The sequence below is a fragment of the Pontibacter sp. GD7 genome, from assembly GCF_058216375.1.
Genome location: NZ_JBYZMP010000001.1, coordinates 548086 through 573031 on the forward strand (window position 1 = coordinate 548086; position 24946 = coordinate 573031).

Consider the following 24946-nt stretch of genomic DNA (forward strand, 5'->3'; position numbering starts at 1 on the left):
TTTAATTGTTGATTGATGAATTGATATGATGATGGGTGAGGAGTGGTGTGTAACTATTTTCTGCCGTTCTATCTAGCTGCTGTTATTCCTCAGTCTTGCTTGCCTATCGTTTCACCTCTGGCTTTGGTGCCCTCAAGGCCGGGCGGCCTCGTCCTTGGCCATCGCGCGGCTGGGGGTAGGGGCCCTCTTAGCTTCCTTTGCTCCTCTCGTCGCAATGCCTCGCTTACGCTCGTCACCGGAACCTCTCGAGGCGCTCAGTCCAAGGACTGGGATGGACACTTCTTCGTAAGCGGCTGTCGCAACTGGCAAGCAAGTGTAAAATAAGGATTAGCAGAAAATTCCCCTCCTGTTTTTAGGAGGGGCTAGGGGAGGTAAATCCCCTCTCGAGAGGGGTGCAGGGGTGTGTCAATCGTCTACAGAAATTTTACGACTTGGGGTAAGTTTAAAATCCCGGACTTGCCCTGGGAAAGGGCAGATGGCCCCAATCTTGCCACATCTAACCTTGTGAAATCAAGCATAATCAAACTGCACAACGTAAAACCTTTTAATCCAACCAATCTCATTAATCAGCGGTTAATCCCCTTAATCACCGGTCAAAAAGAAAGGCGAAGCCACTACAGCCTCGCCTTTCAACATCAATAAGTAAACTTTATGCTTTAAAAATTCAGAATCACATCCTCGATTATGTCACAGCATTCGTGCAGCTGGTCTTCGGTCATAACCAGTGGTGGCGCAAAACGGATGATGTCGCCGTGGGTTGGCTTGGCAAGCAGGCCTTTGTTCATTAACTCCACACACACATCCCAGGCAGTGCGGCCATCGGCGGTTGGCTCCACTACAATAGCGTTTAGCAAGCCCTTGCCACGTACAAGCGTCACCAGGTTAGGGCGTTTCTCCATCAGGCGGTGCATGCGCTCTCTGAATATCTCTCCCAGCCTATAAGCACTCTCCGTCAGGTTCTCTTCTTTAATAACTTCTAAAGCAGCGATGGCTACTTGTGCCGCCAAAGGGTTGCCACCAAAGGTAGAGCCATGCTCTCCTGGCTGTATGCACAGCATGATGTCGTCGTTGGCCAATACGCAGGAAACCGGCAGCACACCACCAGATAATGCCTTGCCAAGTATAAGTATGTCGGCCTTCACATCGTCGTAATAGCTGGCCAGCAGTTTGCCGGTACGGCCGATACCTGTCTGGATCTCATCAGCCATCAGCAGCACGCTGTATTCTTTGCAAAGCGCGTGTGCCTTTGCAAGGTAGCCATCGTCTGGTACCATTACGCCAGCCTCGCCTTGTATAGGCTCCACCATAAAGCCGCAAACATTCGGGTTCTCTTTCAGGGCTTGCTCCAGTGCGTCGATGTCGTTATAAGGTATAACTTTATAACCTGGCATGTACGGGCCAAAACCTTTGGTAGAGTCCGGGTCGGTGGAGAAGGAGATGATGCCGGTGGTACGGCCATGGAAATTATGCTCTACCACAATGATCTCGGCATTATGCGGCGCGATGCCTTTTTTGAGGTAGCCCCACTTGCGGGCCAGCTTAATGGCAGTTTCAACGGCCTCTGCGCCTGAGTTCATGTACAGCGCCTTATCGTAGCCAAAGAGTTCGCAGATATACTTCTCGGCCAGGCCAAGTTTGTCGTTGTAAAACGCACGGGAGGTAAGGGTTAGTTGCTGCGCCTGCTCTATAAGGGCGTTAACGATCTTTGGGTGGCAGTGGCCCTGGTTCACGGCGCTGTAAGCCGACAGGAAATCATAGTATTGCTTGCCTTCCACATCCCAGAGGTATACTCCCTCGCCACGACTAAGCACAACTGGCAGCGGGTGATAGTTATGGGCTCCGTACTTGTGTTCGGTATCAATGGCCTGCTGGCTCGAAGAAATTGTTTGCGTACTCATAGTTTTAAGTTAATGTGTTTTATGCTCTATACGTATGCCCCGCACAAGCGGCAACAGCACAATAAAAGTATAGCTGCGATGATTTAATAGTTGTAAAAGTAGTGAATTGGCGGCTGTTTTAAAACCAGGCTGCGGGGGCCAGGGTCAGCCTTTCCTGTTCGTCTGCTTTTTGCAGCGATTGAAGATACGGTTAAATCCTTCCGGGTCGTATTCGGCATATGTGCTGGTCATCAGGCCCATTATGTTGTCATCGGTCCTGAAGCCAAATACATCCCGTTCTGCTGTTCCATCCATTATTACATGGTGTTGCTCTACCAGTGTTATACTTTCCGGGTTAAGTGTGGCATCTAGTTCGGGGCAGTACAGTTGCTGGTTCTGTATGCTGAAGGTACATGTAAAACCGCGGTCCCGCATGTCGCAGACGGCCTCTTTAAACGTGTTGTAGGTAGGCATAGGCATTACTATTAAAGTATAAACTGGCTTGCGCCTTAAAATATAACGTGTGGTCCGGCATTTAGGTACGGACTAGTAGGTTTGGTAAAGCCAGTTTTGGTGATTGAGGAGTAAATAGCGTAATTTGCAGCGTAATAAACAGATACAACGTGAGCCAGAAGCTAACAGAAGGGGAAGATTTTTATTTTAACGAGCATGGGTTGATGGTGCTGACGGCTAAGTACCTGCAAAAACGCGGGTATTGCTGCAAGAACGCCTGCAAGCACTGCCCCTACGGGTTTAGTAAAGGAAAAATCCAGGCCGAGACGCAGAAGCAAGTATAAATTTTGTGTCAGAAATGCGCCTTAATGCGGCAGAATACACAATTAAAGGAAAAATATTTCCTATGCTTTTGAATTTCTGTATCTTTTTGTAGATATTTGCACCCCTATTGAAATAATTTAGAAGAAAATACAAGATGGCACGAGTTTGCGATTTAACAGGTAAAAGACCACGCGTAGGTAACAACGTATCTCACGCTAACAATAAAACGAAGCGTAAGTTTTATCCAAACCTTCAGAAGAAGCGTTTCTACATCCCTGAAGAGGATGCATGGGTAACTCTTAAAGTTTCTACTTCTGCTCTGAGAACGATCAACAAGAACGGTATCACTGCAGTGTTGAAGAAAGCTGTAGAGCAGGGATATATCCTGTACTAATGGCAGCCTTCCGGCTGTGCGTACTTATACTTTGGGCAGCTGTAACTGCTGCCACAGCCCAGGTACGCGCTACACCGGATAAGCCATCTGATACTTTAGATAAAACATTTCATCAGCAACGGAGAGAGCAACTGCGCAAGCAGCTTCCGCCTCGCTCCGTTGCTGTTTTTTTTGCCTCGCCGGTACGCAATCGTGCCAACGACGTGGATTACTACTACCACCCCGATCCGGATATCTACTACCTGACAGGGTACAATGAGCCGAACGCGGTGTTGCTGCTTTTCTCTGAGCCGCAAAGTATAGGTGGTAAGCAATCCGAAGAGCTCCTTTTTGTGCAACCCAACGACCCGCAAGCCGAGCTTTGGAACGGTGAGCGTTTGGGTGTAGAAGGCGCAGCCACAGCACTAGGCATAGCCACACAGCCCAATACCGCCTTTTCGGCTTTCAAGCTGGATACCACAAACCTTGAGCACATACTTATTAAAGAGCTGCCCCACGACGTGCGCGACGATGCGAACGACGACGCTGATCTGTATAGTTTGCTGGAGCAGTTCAGGCGAAAGGTAAAAGTGCCTGCCAACTTTGATGCGCAACGACACATGCTGTACGGTATTATCCGTGAGCAGGGGGTATCGCAGCCAGAGGCCGTGAAAGATTACCTGAGCCAGATGATGCAGTACAACCCATCGCTGCGCCAGGACAAATACCTGAGCAGTTACCTAAGTGCCAATGATGCCCGCAGCCGTGCGAAAGCAGTTGCTGCTGTGCCGAAAGGCAAGTTGGATGCTTATACTTTAGGACAGGCCTTGGCAGAGTTGCGCGAGGTTAAAACCGAAGAGGAAATACAGCTGTTGCGCAAAGCCGTGAATATCTCAGCTATTGGACAGATAGAAGTGATGAAGGCCATGCACCCGAATATGTCGGAGATGGAGCTGCAAGGGATACACGAATTTGTGCACAAAAAGTATGGTGCGCAGCATGTTGGCTACCCGTCTATTGTTGGGGCCGGTAAAAATGCCTGTGTGCTGCATTATATAGAAAGTAAAAAGCCGGTTGTAGGCAACGACCTGGTTCTGATGGACGTAGGTGCAGCGTATAAAGGCTACACCGCTGATGTTACCCGAACGATACCCGCCAACGGTAAGTTTACGAAAGAACAGAAAGAGATTTACGAACTGGTTTATAGAGCGCAGGAAGCCGGGTTTGCAGCCTGTAAAGTGGGTAACGATTTTCAGGCACCAGGCAGAGCTGCCCAGGAAGTGATCGCCGACGGTTTGCTAAAGCTGGGTATCATCAAAGATAAGTCTGAAGTACGCAGGTATTTTCCGCATGGCACCTCGCATTACCTGGGTTTGGATGTGCATGATGCCGGCACTTATGGGGTGTTTAAGCCAAACACTGTGATCACGGTGGAGCCTGGTATTTACATACCCGAGGGAAGCCCCTGCGACAAAAAATGGTGGAACATAGGGGTGCGCATCGAAGACGACATCCTGATCACGGAAAAGGGTTGGGAAAACCTCTCGAAGCTTGCGCCGCGCACTGTTGCCGACATAGAAAAGACCATGGCACAGCCAAGCGCACTCGACGATTTTATACTTCCTGCGCTGCGCTAATGGCACTTTGTCACCGTTTTATGTAATGTTTGTAAAGCATCCGGCTTAAATTTCACAATAAATATTATACTTTGTTTGTAATTAGAGATTTAAGCGTCTATATTTGCAGTCCTAAATAAAAAATTACAATAGAGAGATGGCTAAAAAAGCAAAAGGTAATAGAATCCAGGTTATCATGGAGTGCACAGAGCATAAAGCGACTGGCATGCCTGGAACTTCAAGGTACATCACTACCAAAAACAGAAAGAATACTCCTGAGCGTCTTGAGCTTAAGAAGTATAACCCAGTATTGAAGAAAGTAACTGTACATAAAGAAATTAAATAACCATGGCTAAGAAGGTAGTTGCAACCCTAAAGACCGCTACAGGTAAAGATTGGGCGAAAGTAATCAAAGCTGTGAAGTCTCCAAAAACTGGTGCTTACAGCTTTAAAGAGGAGATGGTACCTGTTGACAAGGTGCAGGAGTTCCTTGCAAAGAAGTAATAAGCCGACTCTATTTTACATAGATAGACAACATCAAAAAGTCCCACTATTGGGACTTTTTTAGTATATTACCGTATCACCGAACGTCTTCATCCTTACAAAAACATCGGTATGGGCATTTTTGACTTTTTCAGCAAAGAGAAGAAAAAAGAGTCGCTCGACAAAGGGCTTGAGAAAACCAAAACCAGCTTTTTCGGGCAGCTAAGCAAGGCTGTCGTGGGTAAATCTACAGTAGACGTAGAAGTACTCGACGAACTGGAGGAAATTCTGGTGCATGCCGATGTGGGGGTAGATACGACGGTAAAGATCATCGACCGCATTGAGAAGCGCGTTGCCCGCGACAAGTATGTGGGCACCGACGAGCTGGACAAGATCCTGCGTGAGGAAATTGCCGCTTTGCTGGAAGAGAACCGTGCTGGAGACGGAGCCAACTTCGAGCTGCCTGCAGGTGTTAAGCCATACGTGATCATGGTGGTAGGCGTGAACGGTGTGGGTAAAACCACAACCATTGGTAAACTGGCCGCGCAATTCCATAAGGCTGGCAAAAAAGTAGTGCTTGGCGCTGCCGATACCTTCCGTGCCGCTGCCGTTGACCAGCTGATCATCTGGGGTGAGCGTGTGGGTGTGCCGGTAATATCGCACGGCATGAACACAGACCCTGCCTCTGTAGCCTACGATGCCGTGAAGAAAGGCGTGGAGATTGGCGCAGACGTTGTGATCATCGACACAGCCGGACGCTTGCATAACAAAGTAGGCCTGATGAACGAGCTTTCGAAGATCAAGCGTGTGATGCAGAAGGTAACGGAAGATACGCCGCATGAGGTGCTGCTTGTACTGGATGGCAGTACAGGCCAGAACGCTCTGTTGCAGGCCCGTGAGTTTACCAAAGCCACCGATGTTACAGCGCTTGCCATTACCAAACTGGACGGTACAGCCAAAGGCGGTGTGGTGATTGGTATTTCCGACGAGTTTAAGATTCCGGTGAAATATATCGGAGTTGGCGAGAAAATTGAGGACTTACAACTGTTCGACAAGCACGAATTTGTAGAGTCTTTCTTTTCACGCAGATAAAGTATAAAAGTCATGGAAAAGCTTCTGTTGTTGCCGTTGGCACTGCTGTTAATGCAATGCAACGGTTCTAAGTCTTCGCAGTCTGCTAACCCACAGGAGCAGGCCGAACCGGCAAACACACACCAGAAGCAAGCCCCTGTAGCCAGCGCATCGCAGGCACAGGATCAGCAAGCTCCCATAGAACAAGGTATAGCGGGTAAAGTGCTGTGGGTGGCGGGTAACCAAATGCCATCCCCGGATGTGCCGCCAAGCAAAGGCAGAGGCATTCAACGCACGTTGTACATCTACGAGCTTACCAACAGCAGCCAGGCCAAAACCACAGAAGGTGTTTTTCACACCAACATTCAAACTAATTTAGTGACTCAGGTTGTTACAGATGCTAACGGCAATTTTGCAGTTAGCCTGAAACCCGGCAAGTATAGCCTTTTCTCGAAAGAAGAGAAGGGGATGTTTGCCAACCTCTTTGATGGGCAAATGAACATCAACCCAGTGGAGGTAAAGCAGGGGCAGGTAACAAATGTTGAGTTTCAGATAAATTATCAAGCAAGTTATTAATACTCCTTAATCAATATCACTCCTTCTCAATTTTAAGCTTTATACTTCGCCAAGAGTTTTACATAGCACTCGTTTTGTGCATTTGTGTAGAGAAACAACCGAGAAAAGTGCTTCTTTAAATTTTAAGTAAAAGTATAAAGTGATGTACTTTTGCTTCGCTTTACTTAAGGAATTTAATGCTGGTCAGCATATTGTTTAAAGCCTTCTCTGCTGCCTCTCTCTTGCCCTTGCTATATTCTAAAGTTCCTACCAGAATGCTGTCTCCGGTTTTGTTATAACTCCTGATCAAGAAGTAGCCCTTGTCTTTTCCAGCATATTCATAATTGGTTATAACCACAGCGTGGTTCTGAAAGCGCTTAATATAAGTATTGTAAACCTGGGGTAGGGCAAGGCTAAAAAGATCATCCATTTCCCTTTTCTGCTGCTCCAAAAAGTTGGGGCTTGGCGCGGTAGCGGTAGAAGCAGCGTTTAGTTGAATAAGCAAATTTTTCCCCTTGTAAGACTCACCTTTAGAATTTTCATAAACGATAGGAGAAGACTTGCCTTCACTTGGTTTGAGGGCATATAGCTTCTCTTCTGTTAGCTTTTCTACATTTTTAGGTAGCGTTATAGAAACAACATTGTGTATTGTAGTCTGCTGCTGTCCGAAACTATTGAGAAAGATCAAGAAGCTAAATAAGGTGAGTAAGGCTGTTTTCATATTGTTAATTTAATACATAAATACTGAAAAAGTATAAAGTAATCAATTGCATTGCACCAATTTCTTTCAGAGTTCGAAGAGTAAAAGAAATAAGTAAGCCGCTAAGGGGTTAATGTTGCTGCCCAAGTATAAGAATCAATTGCTTAGCTACCTGCCCTTTATTACACAAACATATTGTACCTTTGCAAACTGGTTATCAAAACGAACCATTACAGTCTGGTAAGGGTTTTTATCGGTTGTAGCGTATTTCATAAATATAGATTAAGTGAAAGTAAGATCTTTAAAGAAGGATAAGGTAAACGTAATCACCCTGGGTTGCTCTAAAAACCTGGTGGATTCGGAAGTACTGATGGGGCAGCTGCGTGCCAATGAGTTTGATGTGGCGCACGAGTCTGACAAAGACGATTCTAACATCATTATCGTGAACACCTGTGGTTTTATAGATAATGCCAAGCAGGAGTCTATCGATACCATACTTCGCTATGCGGATGCAAAAGAAGCCGGGCAGATAGATAAGCTGTATGTAACAGGTTGCCTTTCGCAGCGCTACAAAGATTCTTTAGAGGCTGAAATACCGCAGGTGGATGCTTATTTCGGTACGCTGGAATTACCGCAGTTGCTTAAAAAACTGGAGGCTGACTACAAGCACGAGTTGATCGGTGAGCGTTTACTGACCACACCTTCGCACTTCGCATACTTTAAAATTGCCGAGGGTTGTAACCGCCCTTGCTCGTTCTGTGCTATACCTTTAATGCGCGGCAAACACGTTGACCGCCCAATAGAGGACCTTGTAAAAGAGGCGAAGCGCTTGGCAAGTATGGGTACAAAAGAACTGGTACTTATTGCCCAGGATTTAACATACTATGGCCTGCAGCATTACGGAGAGCGTAAGCTTGCAGATTTGCTGAGAAATCTTTCTGACGTGGATGGCATCGAGTGGATACGCATGCAGTATGCCTATCCGTCGCAGTTCCCGATGGATGTGTTTGACGTGATGAACGAGCGTGAGAACATCTGCAAGTACCTGGACATGCCATTGCAGCATATCTCTGATAACATGCTCAAGACAATGCGCCGTGGCATCAGCAAGCGCCGCACTATTGAGCTGGTAGATCAGATTCGTCAGCGCGTACCAGACATTGCTTTAAGAACAACGCTTATCGCAGGTCACCCGGGTGAGACAGATCAGGACTTCCAGGAGCTGTACGATTGGGTAGAGGAAACAAGATTTGACAGACTGGGTATTTTTACCTACTCTCACGAAGACAACACGCATTCTTATACTTTAGAAGATAATGTGCCGGACGAAGTGAAACAGGATCGTGCCGATGCCATTATGGAGCTGCAGCAGGGTATCTCTGTGGAGCTGAACGAAGAGAAAATCGGCAAGACATACAAAGTATTGTTTGACCGTAAAGAAAGCGGCTATTTCGTGGGCCGTACGCAGTACGACTCTCCGGAAGTAGACAACGAAGTACTGGTGCCAGCTGATAGTAACTATGTTCGCTTAGGTGACTTTGCTAACGTTAAGATAACAGATTCTTCAGATTTTGATTTGTATGGGGAAGTGGTGAGTTAACTGCCCCTGCACTTTTACCCCACCCAAGCCCTCCCCTAAAAACAGGGGAGGGTTTTTGTTTTTGGAGGAACGTAATCGTGTCTTTGGGATGTTGGTGGGCAAAGCCTTAGATATGAGGAGAGATCAATTACATAGCTTGCCCATTTTAAAACCTACACGATCAGAGTTGAGAAGCAATTTGACACCTGCTGAGGAAGAGCTTTGGAGGCTGCTTCGGAAGCAGAGGTTAGATGGCCGCAAGTTCAGGAGACAGCATAGCATCAGCAGCTACATTGTAGACTTCTACTGCGCCTCTGAAAAATTAGTGATAGAAGTAGACGGCTCTGTGCACGACACACCCGAAGCCGTTGCGAATGATTTAGTGCGGGACGAAACCTTAAAGCTTTTAGGTTACAAAGTCGTCCGCATCAGAAACAGTGAAGTATTCGAGGTACCAGAACTGGTGCTTGAAAAGATTGCCTCTACTTTTACCAAACTCTAACTTACCCCCTCCTGTTTTTAGGAGGGGGCAGGGGGAGGTCATAACACATGCCTACTCAGCACCCGATACGCCTCGTTAATATTCTCGCCTCTCCTGAACTCCTGCTTTAAGGTTGGCTCTGTCTCTCCGGTTAACCATATTTTTAACTCTGCGTCCAGGTCTGCGATGCCGGCGCTTTCTTTCGAGAACATTTTAATGCTGCTGTAAGGTATGCTGCGGTAGTCGATTTTGGAGCCGGTAATGCCTTGCTTGTTTACAAGTATGAGCCGCTTACTGGTAAACACCAGCATGTCGCGTATCAGCTTGTAGGCTTTCTCGATGCGCTCATCCTCTAAAAGTATAGGCTGAAATTCCTTTGATATTTTCTCGATAGACACCTCCGAGGCGTGTCCCATGATTCCGCTAAGTAGTCCCATAGCTAATACCTGATTTATAGATTGCTTAAAAAGTTCTTGTTCAGCTTAACGAGAAAGGTGGCTTACAAGGTTTGCATCCTGTTACCCGCTATAATGTTATTAACAGCTGTATGCAGTAGCTTAACCCGCTGAGCTTGTTTTATGTCGTGTTTACTGCGATAGCCTCTGCAAAAAACTATAACTTTACGCAGCAGCCGGAAAGTATAGATTGCTGCAACACAATTCAGGTAAAACTGTTAAAGAGGCTATACTTGGGCCGCACACGCTGATGGAAATACTAACTATGAAAGTAACGAAAATGGATTACGCCTCTACTGGCGCATTCTCAAAAACAGTGGCAGACTATCTTTGTCAGGATGAAAAGCTGCAAACGTTCTATAACCGTTTTCCTACACTAGAGGCATTTGAGGCACAGCTTAAGGAGAAAACGTTCAGTGATTCGCAACGCCAAGTCCTGCACCAGGCCCTGCAACAGCAGTATAGCTCCATCGGAACCATCAACCCAAAGGTGCAGCAAAACATAGACCTGTTACAGCAGCCAAACACCTTTACAATAACTACAGGCCACCAGCTTAACATCTTTACCGGCCCGTTATACTTTATCTACAAAATAGTAACAGCCATAAACACTTGCAGGCAGCTGCAGCAGCAATACCCGGACTATAACTTTGTGCCGGTATATTGGATGGCTTCCGAAGATCACGATTTCGCGGAGATCAACCACTTCAACCTTTTTGGCAAGGGCTATAAATGGGAAACGGACCAGACCGGTGCTGTGGGACGCTTCTTAACGGAGGGACTTAACAAGTTGATGGAAGAGCTGCCAGAGGCTTACCCTTTATTTGAGGAAGCTTACCGCAACAGTAAAACTCTAGCTGATGCCACTCGCGCCATCACACACGCCCTATTCGGGGAGTATGGCCTGGTAAGTATAGATGGCGATGACAAAGAGTTAAAAAAAGCTTTAACACCGGTTGTAAAGCGTGAACTGACTGAACAGCTCTCAAATAAGCTGGTAGAAGAAGCAAACACAGAACTGGAAAAGCTTGGGTATAAGCCACAGGTTTACTCCCGTGAGATAAACCTTTTCTACCTGACGGATAAACTGCGTGAGCGGATTGTGCTGGAAGATGGAAAGTATAACGTGCTGAACACCGACATCAGTTTTACCCAAGAAGAGATACTGCAGGAGGCAAACGAGCACCCGGAGCGCTTCAGCCCGAATGTTATACTTAGGCCGCTGTACGAAGAAATTATACTTCCGAACCTGGCCTACATCGGCGGTGGGGCAGAGGTAGCTTACTGGTTCCAGTTGAAGAAAGTGTTTGAGGCATACGCAGAAGTATTTCCGATTCTGATGCTGCGCAACTCGGCTATGTACATTACAAAAGCTAATGCCAGCCGCATGCACAAGCTGGGGCTGCAGCCGGAGCAGATGTTCCAGCCCTACATCGATCTTAAAAAGCACCTTTCAAGTCAGATACATGAGGAGGAATTAAACCTGGAAGCGCAGCGTAAGGTAGTGGCCGCTGCCTTTGCCGAGGTAGAAGAGTTGGCCAAAAGTATAGACCCGACGCTGGCAAGGGCCACTGCCGCTGAGGAACAGAAAGCCCAGAATGCCCTGCACATGCTTGAGAAGAAAATAGCCAAGGCGCGGGACGCGAAGCACGAGCAAACCTTTAAGCAACTGGAGAACCTGAAAGAGAAGCTCTTCCCGAACGGCTCGCTGCAGGAACGCCACGATAACCTGCTTACCTACCAGACCAACAACCCGGACTTTATACCTGCACTGGTGGATGCTTTTGATCCACTGGAGTTTAAGTTTACCATACTGGAGGAGGAATAATGCGCAAAGCGGAACTGCGTAAACAAATGCTGCAAAAGCGCCGTGCCTTGTCTACTGGTGAGATGCAGCGTTTAAGCGAAAGTATAGCCAACCGGTTCTTTACCCACTTCGATCTGCAGCCGGGGCAAACAGTGCATGTTTTTCTTCCGATCATCAAGAACAACGAGGTAGATACCTGGCCCATTATTGAGCGGCTGCGGCAGGAACACCCCGAGGTGCGTGTGGCCGTACCCGTAACCGATATCGAACAGAACATACTTACCCACCACCACTTAACCGAAGAGGCTGTTCTGGTTGAGAATACCTGGGGGATTCCAGAGCCTCAGAATGCCCACATCATACATGCCCACGAGGTAGATATAGTGCTGATTCCATTGCTGGCTTTTGACCTGGCAGGGCACAGGGTAGGCTACGGCAAAGGCTTCTACGATCGTTTCCTGGCTGATTGCCGTCCCGATGTACTGAAAGTGGGCCTCTCGGTGGAACCACCAGTGGAAAGTATAGCAGATCCTAATCCGTTTGATGTGCCCCTGGATGCGGTGGTAATGCCGGATGGGGTATGGCAGGCTGCTGCCAACTAATTTACTTTTCTTTCTGTGCCTCTTCCTGGCCTTCCTGTACCGTTTCAGCCGCTTCTTTCTCAGTGTCTGCGTCTGCCTTTGGTTCCTGCTGCTTATACTGGTTCTCAGGTGAGAAACGCAGCTTAATGTAAATAGGAAAGTGGTCGGAACCGATATCTGGCAATCTTTTTATACTTACCAGTGCAAAATGTTTGCTATGGAAAACGTGGTCGAGGGGCCAGCGCATTAAAGGGTAATTAGCATTAAATGTATTGTAAAATCCCCTTCCAAGGCGTGGGTCCAGTAAGCCGCTTACCTCCTGGAAAAGCTCCGTTGTATGCGACCAGGCCACATCGTTAAAATCGCCGGCTACCACCACCGGGTAGTTAGCCTTTTTCGCTTCGCGGCCTATCATCACGATCTCAGCGTCACGCTTTTCAGAGGTTGGGTCTTCGGTGGGTACGGGTGGTTTGGGGTGTACGGCGTGTAGCTGCACCCAGGTGCCACTCCGCAGTTTCACAAAAGTCTTGATAGATGGGATGTCCTCATCCAGCAGATAGCTTACTTTTTCCTGGCGCAAGGGCAACTTGCTGTATAAATGCATGCCATAGGTGTTCTTCAGCGGAATCTCGACACGGTACGGATAATTTTGGATAACAGGCTGCATGGCGTCTTGCCATACTTTATCGCTTTCCAGCATCAGCAGGATGTCTGGGTTCTGTTGCCTGACCTGCTGCATTAGCCTGTCATGTTCCGTATTATCCATCAGCACGTTGGAGATCAGTAGGCTAATGTCTGCATCTGGGCCGGCTTGTTCCGCTTGCTTTACCTGCTCAGGTGCCAGTAAAGTATAGGGGTAAATATTTATGGCCTGGTAAACTATGCCAATGGCTAAGGCTGCTATAAATAGTTTGTCGCGTTTGCGGTTTTTTGTGCCTAGCCACAGGTAAAGGATAAGGCAAAGTATGGCAAGGCCGAACAGCTGAAGTCTGGGGTAGTCGAATACGCGCACATACCATTCCTCATTTGGAAGTATGGGCAGAAAGGTGGCAAGTACGGCAAAGCTGCCAAGTGCCTGTATAAGTACGATCGCTACGTTTTTCATGGTGCTGTTGTAGCGGCTGGTTTAAGTAAGGGTGTTAGGTGTGCAGTACGGAGAATACAGGCAGAAGTTGAATAAGTGCCTTCAGGGGGCTAGGCAAAGCGGCTTAAAAACAAAAGGTCCGGCGCTTGCAAGCTGCGCCGGACCTTTTGTTTTATATAATCGTTATTTCTTATTTCTTTTTTGTGCCGATTTTCTTCAACTGCTCTACCGGGCCAAACTGCTTCTGCTCGATGGTCTTGCCTCTCAGGTAAATCTTTCTTAGCTGCACCTCAACAGGGGCCATGGTCTTTGTCATTTCAGAAGAAACAACTTTGATGTAAAATTCTCTGGCTTCTGTAGCAGCGCCACGCTCAAAAGTATGGGTTTGCTGATTCTTGTTAACAGGCATGCCCGGAATAACATGGTAGTTAGTGCAGACTACCTCATACTTCGATAAAAAGGGTTTGATAAAGCTTTTAAATAACTTCTTCATTATAAATTATTTGTGAACAAGGGTTAAAGAACTCGCAATGTAACTTTTTAATTTTATAAAAGCAGGTGCCCTACTAAATTATTACAAAACTTTAACATGCCAATAAAATCAGGCAAAATGGTTGTTAAAGTATAAGCCTGGCCTGTCTTTGCTTATTAAATTATTGCAATAAGCGTTCTTCCGTGGTTTAGGTTCAGTTTTAAACTAAAAAAAGAGCAGTACGGAAAGGTTGATTAAGATACCTGCTTAACCCCGCGCGTCATTTCGCGCTTGCCCGGAGGACCAGGCAATGCCTCTACTGTAAAGCCGGCGGCTTTCAGGCTGCGTTTAAAAGACCCTTTAGCACAATACGTTACCAACACGCCACCAGGGCGTATAGCGTCGTACAGCTTCACAAACATCTCCTCAGACCACAACTCCGGCTGCTTTTCCGGGGCAAATGCATCGAAGTATACTAGGTCGTAGTATGCCTGAGGGGCCACAAACTCTTCCAGGGTTTCGTGCATTTTCTGCAGCGAAAAGTATGGGATCAGGTCGGTTGGTTTGTTCCAGGGCGCGGCATGCATCTTCAGGAATACGTCGTGCAACTCCGGGTTAAGTATGATCTTGTCGAACTGCAACTGCGCTACCACCTCCTGGCTAAGCGGAAACTTCTCCAGGGTGTCGTACTGTATAAACGCTTTCTGGGCCAGGGCAAAAGGATATGTAAGGATAGCGTTAAGGCCGGTGCCAAAGCCTACTTCCAGAATTTTTATGTCTTTTTTGGAGGATAGGGCATGTTCCAGACCGTGTTTTATGAAAACATGCTGCGACTCCTGCAGCGCGCCATGTACCGAATGGTAGTGCTCGTTAAGCTCGGGTACATACAGCGTGTTAGAACCGTCTTTGGTTTGCCTTATTTCGAGATGCATGTTTTTTGTGTTACTTTACAAAGGTAAGCAAACCTGCTTACAGGCTGCAAGCCTATGGTAATAATACAGGCGCTTTAAATCAAACTACAAAAAAAACAAAGATTTCGGGAGTTTGCGCCTTTATGCAAGTATAAAAAAATAAACCGCTACAAATAAGCAGCAATGGCAAGAGTTAAAGTACAAATACCAACCCATACGCATTTCTCCACCAATATTCCTGTACGCGTTACAGACCTGAACTACGGCAACCACCTGGGCAACGACGCATTGCTCTCTATTCTGCATGAGGCGCGCATGCAACTGCTGAACCACTTTGGCTGGAGTGAGCTTAGCATTGGCGGGGCAAGTATGATCATGGCCGATGTGGCTATAGAGTATAAAGGGGAGGGCTTTTACGGAGATGTGCTAAGCATAAAGTTGGCTTTCGACGACATCAACAAGTATGGCTTTGATATAACCTACCATGTAGTTAACCAGGATGGCAAAGAAGTGGCCCGCGCCAAAACCGGAATGCTGTGCTTTGATTACCAGAACCGTAAGTTAATGGCCCTGCCAGCGGAAGTAAAGGCAAAAATTGAAACTAAAGCCTGAAGTTTTTTGTAATTTTGCCGTATGAATTTGATTGCAGACATAAAGATTATCAACAAGAAAGACATCCGTAAGCTTAGCCTGGATGATTTGAAGGCTTGGTTGGTGGAGCAGGGAGAGAAGCCATTTCGTGCAAAGCAGGTGTATGAGTGGTTGTGGAAGCATTCTGCCCGGTCTTTCTCGGAGATGAACAACGTGAGCCTGGCACTGCGCGAAAAGCTGGAGCAGCACTTCGACATTAATTCCGTTGAGGTTGCTACGGAACAGATAAGCAACGATGGCACTATTAAATCTGCATTCAAACTTTACGATGGCAACATCGTGGAGGGCGTAATGATACCGCACAACGAGCGTAAAACTGCCTGTGTAAGTAGCCAGGTGGGGTGCTCGCTTACCTGCAAGTTCTGCGCCACTGGCTACATGGACCGCCTGCGCAACCTTGATGCTGCCGAGATCTATGACCAGGTGGTGCGCATAAACGAGCAGAGTATGCGCCAGTACGGTGAGCCATTAACCAACATTGTGTACATGGGTATGGGCGAGCCGATGCTGAACTATGCCAACGTAATGAAGAGCATTGAGCGCATTACGGCACACGATGGTCTGGGTATGGCTGCACGCCGCATTACGGTTAGTACCGCCGGTATTGCCAAGATGATTAAGAAAATGGCCGACGATGGCGTAAAGGCTAACCTGGCCCTATCGCTGCATGCTGCCAACGACGTGAAGCGTAACGAGATCATGCCGATCAATGAAACCAACTCGTTGGAGGCCCTGACAGATGCGCTGAAGTACTACCACCAGGTTACAGGCCGCAAAGTAACTTACGAGTACATCGTTTTCCAGAATTTCAATGATACCCTGCAGGATGCGGAAGAGCTGCTGCGCTTCTCCAAAATCATACCTTGCAAGATCAACCTGATAGAGTATAACCCAATCGAAAAAGCCGATTACCAGAACACCGACGAGGAACGCTGGCAGGAGTTTATCTATTACCTGGCCGACAGAGGTGTGCAGGTGAATGTGCGTCGCAGCCGTGGCAAAGATATTGATGCTGCCTGTGGGCAGTTGGCTGTGAAGGAAAAATAAGCTTGATTAACATATCACGGCTTTGTGACAAAAGACCATTTGACAAAGGACAAAAGAGAATACTCTAAGGCCTTTTCAAATGGTCTTTTAGTTGATAGCCTAAAGGCTTATCCCGGATACATCTTGCAGATAACCAACAACGAATAACGAAACTAACTGCCCTATAGCTGAAAAGACGCAAAATATTGCGTCTCTACAATTCCAACAACGAATAACCAGTAACGAATAACGATACTAACTGCCTTGTAGCCAGCAAGACGCAAAATATTGCGTCTCTACAATTCTAACAACCAATAACGAAATCCCGATTCTACAAATCGAACAACGAATAACCAGCAACGAATAACGAAATTTACCCTTTATACCTACCCTCTGCAGGTGGCCTGCCGCTCTGCGTATCTGCGGGGTCTTTGGTAACTTCGCGCTCTTCCACAAACACGGCGTGTTCTTTTGGCCTGATGCGCTGGCCATACTTTCTGGCGTATTGCTGGGTAAACTCGGCGCCATAGAACACGATCATCGAAGAATAATAGATCCAGACAAGCAACACGATGATAGAGCCTGCAGCCCCATAAGCGGAACCCGGGTCTGATGTTGAGATGTAGAACCCGATCAGAAACTTACCGATCACGAATAATAACGACGTAATAAAGGCACCGATCAAAGTGTCTCTCCATCTGATGTAGGCATCCGGCAGGTATTTAAATATCAGCCCGAAAAGCAAGGTTATGATGCCAACGGAAACAACAAAGTCTACCAGCTGGATAAGGGTTACACTTATACTTGGCATTATCTCGGAGAGGTAATCGCTGAGCACGGATATGGCCGCACTGATAACCAGCGAGATAAGCATGAGCAAGGCGATGCTTAGAATAATGCCGAACGACGAAGCCCTAACCTTGGCCATGTGCATTAACCCGCTGCTGGGCTTAACTTTAAGGTTCCAGATGCTGTTAAGCGACTCCTGCAAGGTGGAGAAAAAAGTGGTGGCCGCAAATATAGTAGTGCCTATACCTACCCAAAGCGCCAACCCAGTGGACTCGGCCATGGAGGCGTTCTTGATTATGGTTTCTATACTGTCGGCTGCACCCTGGCCAACAGCTTTTCCAATCTTGTCTGACAGTTCTCCTGAGATTGCTTTTTCGCCCAGAAAGAAGCTGGCTATTTTAATAACTATGATCAGGATGGGAGGAATTGAGAATATGGCGTTGAATGCCAGGGCTGCCGCCATCCTGAGCGAGTTGGCTTCGATGAAGCCGCTTGCAGAAGTCTTTAATAAACTGAAGATTCCTTTTAGAGTATAATTAGCCATAGGCCTCCACTGTTTTTAGATACAGTTCTTGATACGGCACCATATTATGTATGGTTAGAATGCCCAAATATCTGGCTAACTTTATTTTATTATATAAAGGAGCTATGTATCTTACCCAACTATCAATTTATATCAGCCATGGGCAGATACATATCTTTAAAAATAGTGCTGTTGAGCTTTCTGATGATTGCGCCAGCTATTGGGATGCAGGCACAAACAACCGATGCAAAAGCCATAAGTATAGCCGAAAAGGTAATGAAGAGTATGGGCGGCGAAAAGGCCTGGAACAAAACCCGCTACCTTGCCTGGACCTTTAACAACCAGTACCAGGTGTGGGACAAGCATCAGAACCGCTTCAGGTGGGAGCGGGATAGCCTGGTGGCTATTATCGATACTCAAACCAAAGACGGCAAAGTATACGTGGCAGGGCAGGAGTTGCAGAACCCCGAGGAAAAGCAAAAGCTACTGGACCGTGCCTATGCCCTCTGGATAAACAACTCTTACTGGCTGGTGATGCCGTTTAAGCTGAAGGATGATGGGGTTACCCTGAAGTATATCTGGGAAGGAACCACTATGGCCGGGGAAGAAGCTGATATTTTAGAGATGACTTTTGAGAGCGTTGGCCTAACGCCTCAGAACAAGTATAGGCTTTGGGTAAGCAAGAAAGATGACTTGGTTACGCAATGGGCTTTCTACCGCAACCACACCGATGATCAGCCAACATTTACCCGCCGCTGGAACGACTACCAGAAGTATGGCCGTATTAGGCTGGCAAGTGATCGCAGCAATCCGCAAAGCGACTTTAAACTCACTAACATTGCCGCCCCCAAAGATGTACCGGATAAAGTATTCAATAGCCCAACGCCGATAGAGAAGTTCTAGAGACATAAGATGTCAGACACAAGACATAAGATATCTATAAATGATAAAAAGATGTTACTAATTATGCACGGCTGCCAAAAGTAATAGGAGCTCGTTTATATAAAAAGCAGTAGTCTTTTGTCTTACATCTTGTGTCTTTAGTCAATTATTTCTACAGCTTATCCACTGTGGCTGTAAGTGTGCCTTTGGCGTTTACTACGGCTTTTATGCCGTCTTGTGTCAGGTAAATGTTGTCTGGGGTAATGTGCTTTATACTTCCGCGCAGCAGCAGCGACTCATGCACACGGCCTTGCTTGTCCAGGGTGCTTTGCAGCATCTTTTTGGCATCGTCCAGCTGGCTTTGTACCGGTATGTTCACCTGCGCCTGAATGATCTCTATGAACTTGTTTTTACCCAGCCAGCTTGCCGTTTTTAGCAGCTTGTCTTTGGTGTCCAGGTCGTAATCGATGTCGCGTACCTTGATGGAGGCTGTTTGGGCATCGTAGTATGGCGTGCCGCGCAGGTATACTTTACCTACAATTTTCTTCGTGAAGATGCCTGCCTTGGTTTTACCGTTTACGTCCAGCATCAGTACAAGCTGCTCACCTCCGGGCATTACAGCAACATCGTTTACAGTGATCTGGCTTTTGCCGCCATCAAATTTATACGTTTGCTTTGCCACCTGTGCCTGTGCCATCTTGCTGGCATGGGCATAAGGTATAGTAGTGGTCAGGCCAATCTGGATATCATCTGCCAAACGGCTGTCTACGATAAGCTTTGGTAATGTCTTGTTTACCTGCGTCTGCGGCTTTCCGTCGGTAGTTACTGAGATGTAAGACGTAATGCCCAGGCGTGTGTTTAAGGTACCATTGTGTGCAGTAAGCGGAGCCATTCTCACTTCTTTCGGCACCACGGTTAGCCAGGCGTTCATGGCATCGTCCAACTTAACAGGCTCCTGCACCATCTGCCATGCCTCCGCAACATACTTCTTCATGTCCAGGCGGCTCTGCAGTTCTTTGTCCAGCTGCTTCGAAAGGTTTGCCATCTGGCCGCGCAGGGCTGGCTCTACAAAACGGGCCAGGCCAATCTTAAGCGGACCCAGTTCCAGTACAGGCTTGGTGTTGCCCCACTCAAAGTCGCCGCTGGTGATGGTTTGTATCTTGTAGTCTTCTGTTAAACCGATCTTGCTCTCGGTCTTGATGATCATATCAAAAGTAGTATCCTCTGTCTTGTCGATGGCAGGGCAAAGCTTGCAGGGGTCCCACTTCCAGCGGCCCTTGGCATAGATGCGCAGCGGCACGCTAAAGTATACTTTATCCTTCTCGGCCCTGATGCTCATGCGGCCACTCTTCGATACAGTTACAGCCACGTTGTCATCGTCCAGGTTGGTGTCTTTGTACAGCACCCCCTTTATCTCATCGTTCAGTTTCTCTTCCATAGCGGCAATAGATATGGAAACCGGAACTGTGATAGAAGAGAGTTGTGGTTTGTAGGCCGGAATAGCCATGGACTTTGCCTCAGGAGCAGCAGTATTTAACTTGTCTGTGCTCGAGCAGCTTGTCAGGGTAATGTTCATGGCTGTAGCCAGCAACAGCGGGTAGATAAAAGTAGTAGATTTTTTCACGGATCTTGCCTGTTTTTTAAAAGCGGCGCAAGTTAGTACGGGAATTTGATTTGCGCTATACTTTGTACTGTCAGTGCTGCAAGATTTCCTGAGTTATAACTACTTAAGCTTTTGCAGCATGTGTTCAATTTCCTCTTCCGTTGACAACAAACCACACTCCATAATGGTGCCACGCTGGTAAATGGCGAAGAAAGGGGTGCCCGTTAACCTTACCTTCTGGCTGGACACAGGATTTTGGCTGGCATGCATGCGTACAAACGTTATGGCACTATAGGTAGGGTTAGTCGCGAATTTCTCAAACGTAGGGGCCAGGCTTTGGCAAATGGGGCAGGTCTCATCCACAAACTTTACGATCACTTTATCTTTCTCAAAAATCAGTTGCCTTAGCTGGTTGTCGTCAGACTCTAGAATTCTCATATACATTTACTGTTACTGAACTCTATGTACGTACAAGGAGCTATAGTGGCTGGCCTGAATTTGCGATACTGCTACCTTACTGCATGTTATTAAAAAAGCGAAGGCGACATCTAAATGCCGCCTTCGCTTTTTTATACTTTATAAATAGCCTTACTGCCCTACAGCTTGTTCTTCCTTCATCTTCTTCAGGTTCAGGAGCATGTCGGCTGTCATGGCATCCAGGTCGAAGGCAGGTTTCCAACCCCAGTCCTGCTGCGCGGCGCTGTCGTCGATACTTTGCGGCCACGAGTCTGCGATCTGCTGGCGTGAGTCTGGTTTGTAAGTGATCTCAAACTCAGGTATGTGTTTCTGGATAGAGGCAGCGATCTCTTTCGGAGAGAAGCTCATGGCGCTCAGGTTATAAGAGCTGCGCACTTTTACCTGCTCGGCTGGTGCGTGCATCAGGTCCAGGGTAGCCTTCAGTGCATCCGGCATGTACATCATCGGCAGGTAAGTGTCCTCGCTCAGGAAGCACTCAAATTTGGCATCCTCCAGTGCTTTGTGGTAGATGTCCACGGCGTAGTCTGTGGTGCCGCCACCTGGTAGTGCTTTATAACCGATAAGGCCAGGGTAACGCAGGCTGCGCACATCCAGGCCATACTTCTCGAAATAATATTCGCACCAACGCTCACCGGCCTGCTTGCTGATACCATATACCGTGTTAGGGTCCATGATGGTATGCTGCGGCGTGTTCTGGCGCGGTGTGTTAGGGCCAAATACGGCAATAGAGCTAGGCCAGTATACGCGTTCTACTTTATGCTCCAGGGCAAGGTCCAGCACGTTAAACAGGCCATCCATGTTCAGTTGCCAGGCAAATTTCGGGTTTTTCTCGCCGGTGGCCGAAAGTACAGCCGCCAGGTGGTAGATCTGCTTGAATTTATACTTGGCTGCCAACTCACCCATCCCTTTCGCGTTCAGCACGTCGATCTTCTCAAACGGACCTGAGTCACGTAGGTCTTCCTGCTTTGGTGCCGCAATATCTGCCGCCACTACATTTGCCCCTCCATACATATTACGCAGCTCCAGGGTAAGCTCAGAGCCAAGTTGCCCGCAGGCACCAATCACCAATACTGTGTCAGTTGTATTTGCCATAATAAACTTAAATTCCTTGCACAAAGTAACCTAATTCGGGGCAATAGTTAAAATATAAGCTTCAAGAATGGCGGATACTTACTTAAAAGTATAGCTAAAAGTAACTTATGTACAAAAAAGGAGGGGCCAGCTGTTGCCGGCACCTCCGTCTACTCACTAATCTAAACTAACCTGTTACTAACCTTGCACAAAGGTATGGCGGCTTTCCGGAGGCTGAAACAGGTTTGGGGAGATTTAATAAAGAGTTAATAAAAGGTTAAAGTATAAATAATGCCCGGCTGTTTCGGGAGTCGGATTTTCTTATATTTGTTTGGTGCGGAGGTGCATTTTATACTTCTAGGGGTATTTTTAAAAAAGGAAGGCCGTAACTTTGCATTAATGGTTACAGGCCAGGCGCAGAAATGACATTTGAAGAGTACCTGATAAAAAAACGGATAAACAAGGCGGCTTTTGAAGCCGGAGATCCGGCTCGCTTTGCGGCCTGGCAGGAAATGTATGCCCAGATGCATCCAAATAGCTTCCTGATAGCCGTGAAGATGCAAATTAACAATGTTCGCCTGCGTTATCATCTGGCCGAGGAAGATGTGCCGAAGGCTGCTCCGGCCACCACTGCTCCAAAACCTGTTATCAGAAGGGCCACCGTGCCGGCCCCAGCCAAGCCAGAAAAATCCGCAGAACCTACTGTTCCACAGGAAACATCTGCTACAGAAGCAGCTGCACCAAAGCCAAGGCCAGTAGTAAAACGCCCAACCGCTTTGCCAAAGAAGGAGGAGGGCACTGAAAAACCAGCTACAGAACAAGCGCCAGCCAAGCCACGACCAGTTATCAAGCGACCTGTTATCGGTAAACCGGCAACGGCTGAAGAGCCAAAGGCAAATGTGGAAGGAGAGGTTGAAAGTAAGCAGACAAGCGAGGAAACCAAATCGGCTGCCAGACCGCGACCTGTGATCAAGCGCCCTGCGGCATTGCAAAAGCCAGAGCCGCCTGCCCAAGGTGAAGAGCCGACAGCAAAGCCTGCTGCTGAAGAAAGCAATTCGACACCTGTTGCTCCACGTCCAAGGCCGGTAATAAAAAGGCCAACCGCCCTGCAGAAGCCAACTACAGAACAAACACCTGCTACGCCTGAAGAGAAAGAAGCTGCAGCCCAAAAAGATACAGAAGCTCCAAAGGCTACTCCACGCCCTAGGCCAGTGATCAAGAGACCGGTGGCCTTGCAGAAACCTGCTGAAGAAGAGACCAAGCAGGAGAGTGCAGCGATTCCGCCAGCAGAACCACCAACGGAACCAGAGCAGAAACCGGCTACACCAAGGCCTCGGCCAATCATAAAACGGCCTGTGCCTTCTGACAAACCATCTGAGGAATCTGCTCCTCAACAGGAAGCAAAAGAAGAAGCTACTCCAGCACCGGAAGAAGAGCAAAAGCCAAAGCCACCGCGGCCACGACCTATTATCTGGAGACCTCCGCCTAAGCCAGAAGAGGGCGGCGAAGCAATAGGCGTTTAGCTGGCTATACTTATACTTACATTAAATCGAACAACGATAAACGAATAACGACAAACGAGACTATGTACGAGACTTTAAAACCAGACTTAGAGCAGCAGCTTGCCGAGATAAAAGAGGCAGGTTTGTATAAACAAGAGCGAATTATCACCACACCACAAGGCGCTGATATTGATACCACACAGCAGCACCATGTGCTTAACTTTTGCGCCAACAACTACCTGGGTCTTTCAGCACACCCGAAGGTGATCGAGGCAGCCAAAGAGGCCATCGATACGCATGGTTACGGCATGAGCTCAGTGCGTTTTATCTGCGGTACCCAGGATATCCACAAAGAACTGGAACGTAAGATATCGGAGTTCTTGGGAACAGAGGATACTATACTTTATGCCGCTGCTTTTGATGCAAACGGTGGTGTGTTCGAGCCATTGTTTGATGCTGACTCAGCCATCATTTCCGATGCATTGAACCACGCTTCTATCATTGATGGGGTTCGTTTGTGTAAAGCGCAGCGTTTCCGTTACAACCACAACGATATGGCTGACCTGGAGGCAAAACTGCAGGAAGCTGTTGCGGCAAATACCAAGCACCGCATCATCGTAACCGACGGTTCTTTCTCGATGGACGGCACCATTGCGCAGTTGGATAAGATCGTGGAGCTGGCCGAAAAGTATAAAGCTCTGATCATGATCGATGAGTGCCATAGCTCCGGCTTCCTGGGCAAAACTGGCCGTGGCACGCACGAGTACCGCAATGTAATGGGCAAGATCGATATCATTACTGGTACGCTTGGTAAAGCATTGGGTGGTGCGATGGGCGGCTTCACATCTGGCCACAAAGAGATCATCGATATGCTACGTCAGCGTTCGCGCCCATACTTGTTCTCTAACTCTCTAGCTCCTTCAATTGTAGGTGCCTCTATTGCTGTGCTCGACCTGCTGAGCTCTACTACCGAGCTGCGCGACAAACTGGAGTGGAACACAAAGTACTTCCGTGAGAAGATAACTGAGGCAGGTTTCGATATCAAGCCAGGCGACCACCCGATTGTGCCTGTAATGCTTTACGATGCACCGCTGGCTCAGGAGTTCGCTGCCCGCATGCTGGACAAAGGCATTTACGTGATCGGTTTCTACTACCCGGTAGTGCCAAAAGGCCAGGCGCGTATCCGTGTTCAGATCTCAGCTGTGCATGATAAGGAGCATCTGGATAAGTGTATTGCTGCTTTTACAGAGGTTGGTAAAGAACTGGGTGTGATTAAGTAAGAAATTATGTCAATCTTACATATTGCATTGGCCCCATTGTTATTTCTAACGCTTTATAAGCGTATTAGTAGCCTTTTACTTGCTGTTAAAGAGAAAAAACAGGATAAAGTAAAAGTTGAACTGCTATTTCTGAGCCTTGTTATAATTGTGAGTGCTTTTGTAATTTTTAACATTGAAAGTGTTGGCAATTGAAATGGCACCATATTGCATGTGTGAGGTTTTACATGAATGATTTTATATAAGACAATTTTCTAAGGATTGTGTTACTAAAGGCCACTTCCGATAAGGGAGTGGCCTTTCTTTTTTTTGTATATTGTCAA

27 protein-coding genes are annotated in these 24946 nt (G+C 47.4%); 16 read left to right on the top strand and 11 right to left on the bottom strand.

Annotation, left to right across the window (positions count from 1 at the left end; translation table 11 throughout):
• Positions 1 to 656: 656 nt before the first annotated feature.
• Positions 657 to 1898 (bottom strand): ornithine--oxo-acid transaminase, encoded by a 1242-nt coding sequence (gene rocD / locus AC4BAP_RS02260; RefSeq protein ID WP_490580986.1) that lies wholly within the window; start codon positions 1896 to 1898, stop codon positions 657 to 659.
• Between the two features lie 144 nt (positions 1899 to 2042).
• On the bottom strand, positions 2043 to 2351 hold the full coding sequence (locus tag AC4BAP_RS02265) for a hypothetical protein (RefSeq protein ID WP_490580987.1): 309 nt from the start codon (positions 2349 to 2351) through the stop codon (positions 2043 to 2045).
• 149 nt (positions 2352 to 2500) lie between these two features.
• On the opposite strand from AC4BAP_RS02265, the gene AC4BAP_RS02270 reads away from it, so the two are divergent.
• From AC4BAP_RS02270 to AC4BAP_RS02300, 7 genes are all read left to right on the top strand, one after another.
• The gene (locus tag AC4BAP_RS02270) at positions 2501 to 2674 is read left to right on the top strand and encodes a C1orf53 family protein (RefSeq protein WP_490580988.1); all 174 of its coding nucleotides are present in this window, start codon (positions 2501 to 2503) and stop codon (positions 2672 to 2674) included.
• 134 nt (positions 2675 to 2808) lie between these two features.
• Positions 2809 to 3048, top strand: a complete 240-nt coding sequence (rpmB, locus tag AC4BAP_RS02275) for a 50S ribosomal protein L28 (RefSeq protein ID WP_299826280.1) — start codon at positions 2809 to 2811, stop codon at positions 3046 to 3048.
• Complete coding sequence (locus AC4BAP_RS02280; protein WP_490580989.1) at positions 3048 to 4664, top strand: aminopeptidase P family protein; 1617 nt, start codon at positions 3048 to 3050, stop codon at positions 4662 to 4664. The genes rpmB and AC4BAP_RS02280 overlap by 1 nt, the downstream gene beginning before the upstream one ends.
• A gap of 136 nt (positions 4665 to 4800) precedes the next feature.
• The gene (gene rpmG, locus AC4BAP_RS02285) at positions 4801 to 4989 is read left to right on the top strand and encodes a 50S ribosomal protein L33 (protein ID WP_073851609.1); all 189 of its coding nucleotides are present in this window, start codon (positions 4801 to 4803) and stop codon (positions 4987 to 4989) included.
• A gap of 2 nt (positions 4990 to 4991) precedes the next feature.
• Positions 4992 to 5147 (top strand): DUF4295 domain-containing protein, encoded by a 156-nt coding sequence (locus tag AC4BAP_RS02290; protein ID WP_276498625.1) that lies wholly within the window; start codon positions 4992 to 4994, stop codon positions 5145 to 5147.
• Positions 5148 to 5258: 111 nt separating this feature from the next.
• Positions 5259 to 6218 carry a signal recognition particle-docking protein FtsY gene (gene ftsY, locus AC4BAP_RS02295; protein ID WP_490580990.1) on the top strand — a complete coding sequence of 320 codons (960 nt, stop codon included), beginning with the start codon at positions 5259 to 5261 and terminating at the stop codon, positions 6216 to 6218.
• A 12-nt stretch (positions 6219 to 6230) separates the two neighbouring features.
• Positions 6231 to 6773, top strand: a complete 543-nt coding sequence (locus tag AC4BAP_RS02300; RefSeq protein ID WP_490580991.1) for a carboxypeptidase-like regulatory domain-containing protein — start codon at positions 6231 to 6233, stop codon at positions 6771 to 6773.
• A gap of 160 nt (positions 6774 to 6933) precedes the next feature.
• On the opposite strand, the gene AC4BAP_RS02305 is transcribed toward AC4BAP_RS02300, so the two are convergent.
• Positions 6934 to 7473 (bottom strand): hypothetical protein, encoded by a 540-nt coding sequence (locus AC4BAP_RS02305; protein WP_490580992.1) that lies wholly within the window; start codon positions 7471 to 7473, stop codon positions 6934 to 6936.
• A 265-nt stretch (positions 7474 to 7738) separates the two neighbouring features.
• On the opposite strand from AC4BAP_RS02305, the gene rimO reads away from it, so the two are divergent.
• Positions 7739 to 9052 carry a 30S ribosomal protein S12 methylthiotransferase RimO gene (rimO, locus tag AC4BAP_RS02310; RefSeq protein WP_490580993.1) on the top strand — a complete coding sequence of 438 codons (1314 nt, stop codon included), beginning with the start codon at positions 7739 to 7741 and terminating at the stop codon, positions 9050 to 9052.
• Between the two features lie 166 nt (positions 9053 to 9218).
• Positions 9219 to 9533 carry an endonuclease domain-containing protein gene (locus AC4BAP_RS02315; RefSeq protein WP_490580994.1) on the top strand — a complete coding sequence of 105 codons (315 nt, stop codon included), beginning with the start codon at positions 9219 to 9221 and terminating at the stop codon, positions 9531 to 9533.
• Positions 9534 to 9571: 38 nt separating this feature from the next.
• Here AC4BAP_RS02315 and AC4BAP_RS02320 read toward each other — a convergent pair whose 3' ends face one another.
• Positions 9572 to 9949: a PH domain-containing protein gene (locus tag AC4BAP_RS02320; protein WP_490580995.1), complete on the bottom strand. Its 378-nt coding sequence runs from the start codon at positions 9947 to 9949 to the stop codon at positions 9572 to 9574.
• A 283-nt stretch (positions 9950 to 10232) separates the two neighbouring features.
• On the opposite strand from AC4BAP_RS02320, the gene bshC reads away from it, so the two are divergent.
• Together bshC and AC4BAP_RS02330 are read left to right on the top strand one after the other, a co-directional pair.
• The gene (gene bshC / locus AC4BAP_RS02325) at positions 10233 to 11795 is read left to right on the top strand and encodes a bacillithiol biosynthesis cysteine-adding enzyme BshC (RefSeq protein ID WP_490580996.1); all 1563 of its coding nucleotides are present in this window, start codon (positions 10233 to 10235) and stop codon (positions 11793 to 11795) included.
• Positions 11795 to 12376, top strand: a complete 582-nt coding sequence (locus AC4BAP_RS02330; RefSeq protein WP_490580997.1) for a 5-formyltetrahydrofolate cyclo-ligase — start codon at positions 11795 to 11797, stop codon at positions 12374 to 12376. Before bshC ends, AC4BAP_RS02330 begins: the two co-directional genes overlap by 1 nt.
• A gap of 1 nt (position 12377) precedes the next feature.
• Here AC4BAP_RS02330 and AC4BAP_RS02335 read toward each other — a convergent pair whose 3' ends face one another.
• The 3 genes from AC4BAP_RS02335 to mnmC2 form a co-directional block, all read right to left on the bottom strand.
• Positions 12378 to 13460 (bottom strand): endonuclease/exonuclease/phosphatase family protein, encoded by a 1083-nt coding sequence (locus AC4BAP_RS02335; RefSeq protein ID WP_490580998.1) that lies wholly within the window; start codon positions 13458 to 13460, stop codon positions 12378 to 12380.
• A gap of 169 nt (positions 13461 to 13629) precedes the next feature.
• Positions 13630 to 13932, bottom strand: coding sequence for a hypothetical protein (locus AC4BAP_RS02340; protein WP_490580999.1), 303 nt, complete (start codon positions 13930 to 13932; stop codon positions 13630 to 13632).
• 233 nt (positions 13933 to 14165) lie between these two features.
• Positions 14166 to 14843 carry a tRNA (5-methylaminomethyl-2-thiouridine)(34)-methyltransferase MnmC2 gene (gene mnmC2 / locus AC4BAP_RS02345; RefSeq protein ID WP_490581000.1) on the bottom strand — a complete coding sequence of 226 codons (678 nt, stop codon included), beginning with the start codon at positions 14841 to 14843 and terminating at the stop codon, positions 14166 to 14168.
• Between the two features lie 162 nt (positions 14844 to 15005).
• On the opposite strand from mnmC2, the gene AC4BAP_RS02350 reads away from it, so the two are divergent.
• Positions 15006 to 15434, top strand: a complete 429-nt coding sequence (locus AC4BAP_RS02350; RefSeq protein WP_490581001.1) for an acyl-CoA thioesterase — start codon at positions 15006 to 15008, stop codon at positions 15432 to 15434.
• Positions 15435 to 15455: 21 nt separating this feature from the next.
• On the top strand, positions 15456 to 16520 hold the full coding sequence (gene rlmN / locus AC4BAP_RS02355; protein ID WP_490581002.1) for a dual-specificity RNA methyltransferase RlmN: 1065 nt from the start codon (positions 15456 to 15458) through the stop codon (positions 16518 to 16520).
• A gap of 352 nt (positions 16521 to 16872) precedes the next feature.
• Here the strand turns inward: rlmN and AC4BAP_RS02360 are convergent, their stop codons facing one another.
• On the bottom strand, positions 16873 to 17832 hold the full coding sequence (locus tag AC4BAP_RS02360; protein ID WP_490581003.1) for a YihY/virulence factor BrkB family protein: 960 nt from the start codon (positions 17830 to 17832) through the stop codon (positions 16873 to 16875).
• Positions 17833 to 17970: 138 nt separating this feature from the next.
• Here AC4BAP_RS02360 and AC4BAP_RS02365 point away from each other — a divergent pair, with 138 nt between their 5' ends.
• Positions 17971 to 18714, top strand: a complete 744-nt coding sequence (locus AC4BAP_RS02365; RefSeq protein ID WP_490581004.1) for a hypothetical protein — start codon at positions 17971 to 17973, stop codon at positions 18712 to 18714.
• Positions 18715 to 18865: 151 nt separating this feature from the next.
• On the opposite strand, the gene AC4BAP_RS02370 is transcribed toward AC4BAP_RS02365, so the two are convergent.
• From AC4BAP_RS02370 to AC4BAP_RS02380, 3 genes are all read right to left on the bottom strand, one after another.
• Positions 18866 to 20317 (bottom strand): DUF4403 family protein, encoded by a 1452-nt coding sequence (locus tag AC4BAP_RS02370; RefSeq protein ID WP_490581005.1) that lies wholly within the window; start codon positions 20315 to 20317, stop codon positions 18866 to 18868.
• A 99-nt stretch (positions 20318 to 20416) separates the two neighbouring features.
• A complete protein-coding gene (locus AC4BAP_RS02375) occupies positions 20417 to 20734 on the bottom strand; it encodes a thioredoxin family protein (protein WP_490581006.1) in 318 nt (105 codons plus the stop codon).
• Between the two features lie 150 nt (positions 20735 to 20884).
• Positions 20885 to 21865 carry an NAD-dependent epimerase/dehydratase family protein gene (locus tag AC4BAP_RS02380; RefSeq protein ID WP_490581007.1) on the bottom strand — a complete coding sequence of 327 codons (981 nt, stop codon included), beginning with the start codon at positions 21863 to 21865 and terminating at the stop codon, positions 20885 to 20887.
• A gap of 401 nt (positions 21866 to 22266) precedes the next feature.
• Between AC4BAP_RS02380 and AC4BAP_RS02385 the strand changes: the two genes are divergently transcribed.
• Complete coding sequence (locus AC4BAP_RS02385; RefSeq protein WP_490581008.1) at positions 22267 to 23367, top strand: hypothetical protein; 1101 nt, start codon at positions 22267 to 22269, stop codon at positions 23365 to 23367.
• Positions 23368 to 23429: 62 nt separating this feature from the next.
• A complete protein-coding gene (kbl, locus tag AC4BAP_RS02390) occupies positions 23430 to 24626 on the top strand; it encodes a glycine C-acetyltransferase (RefSeq protein WP_490581009.1) in 1197 nt (398 codons plus the stop codon).
• Positions 24627 to 24946: the final 320 nt, after the last annotated feature.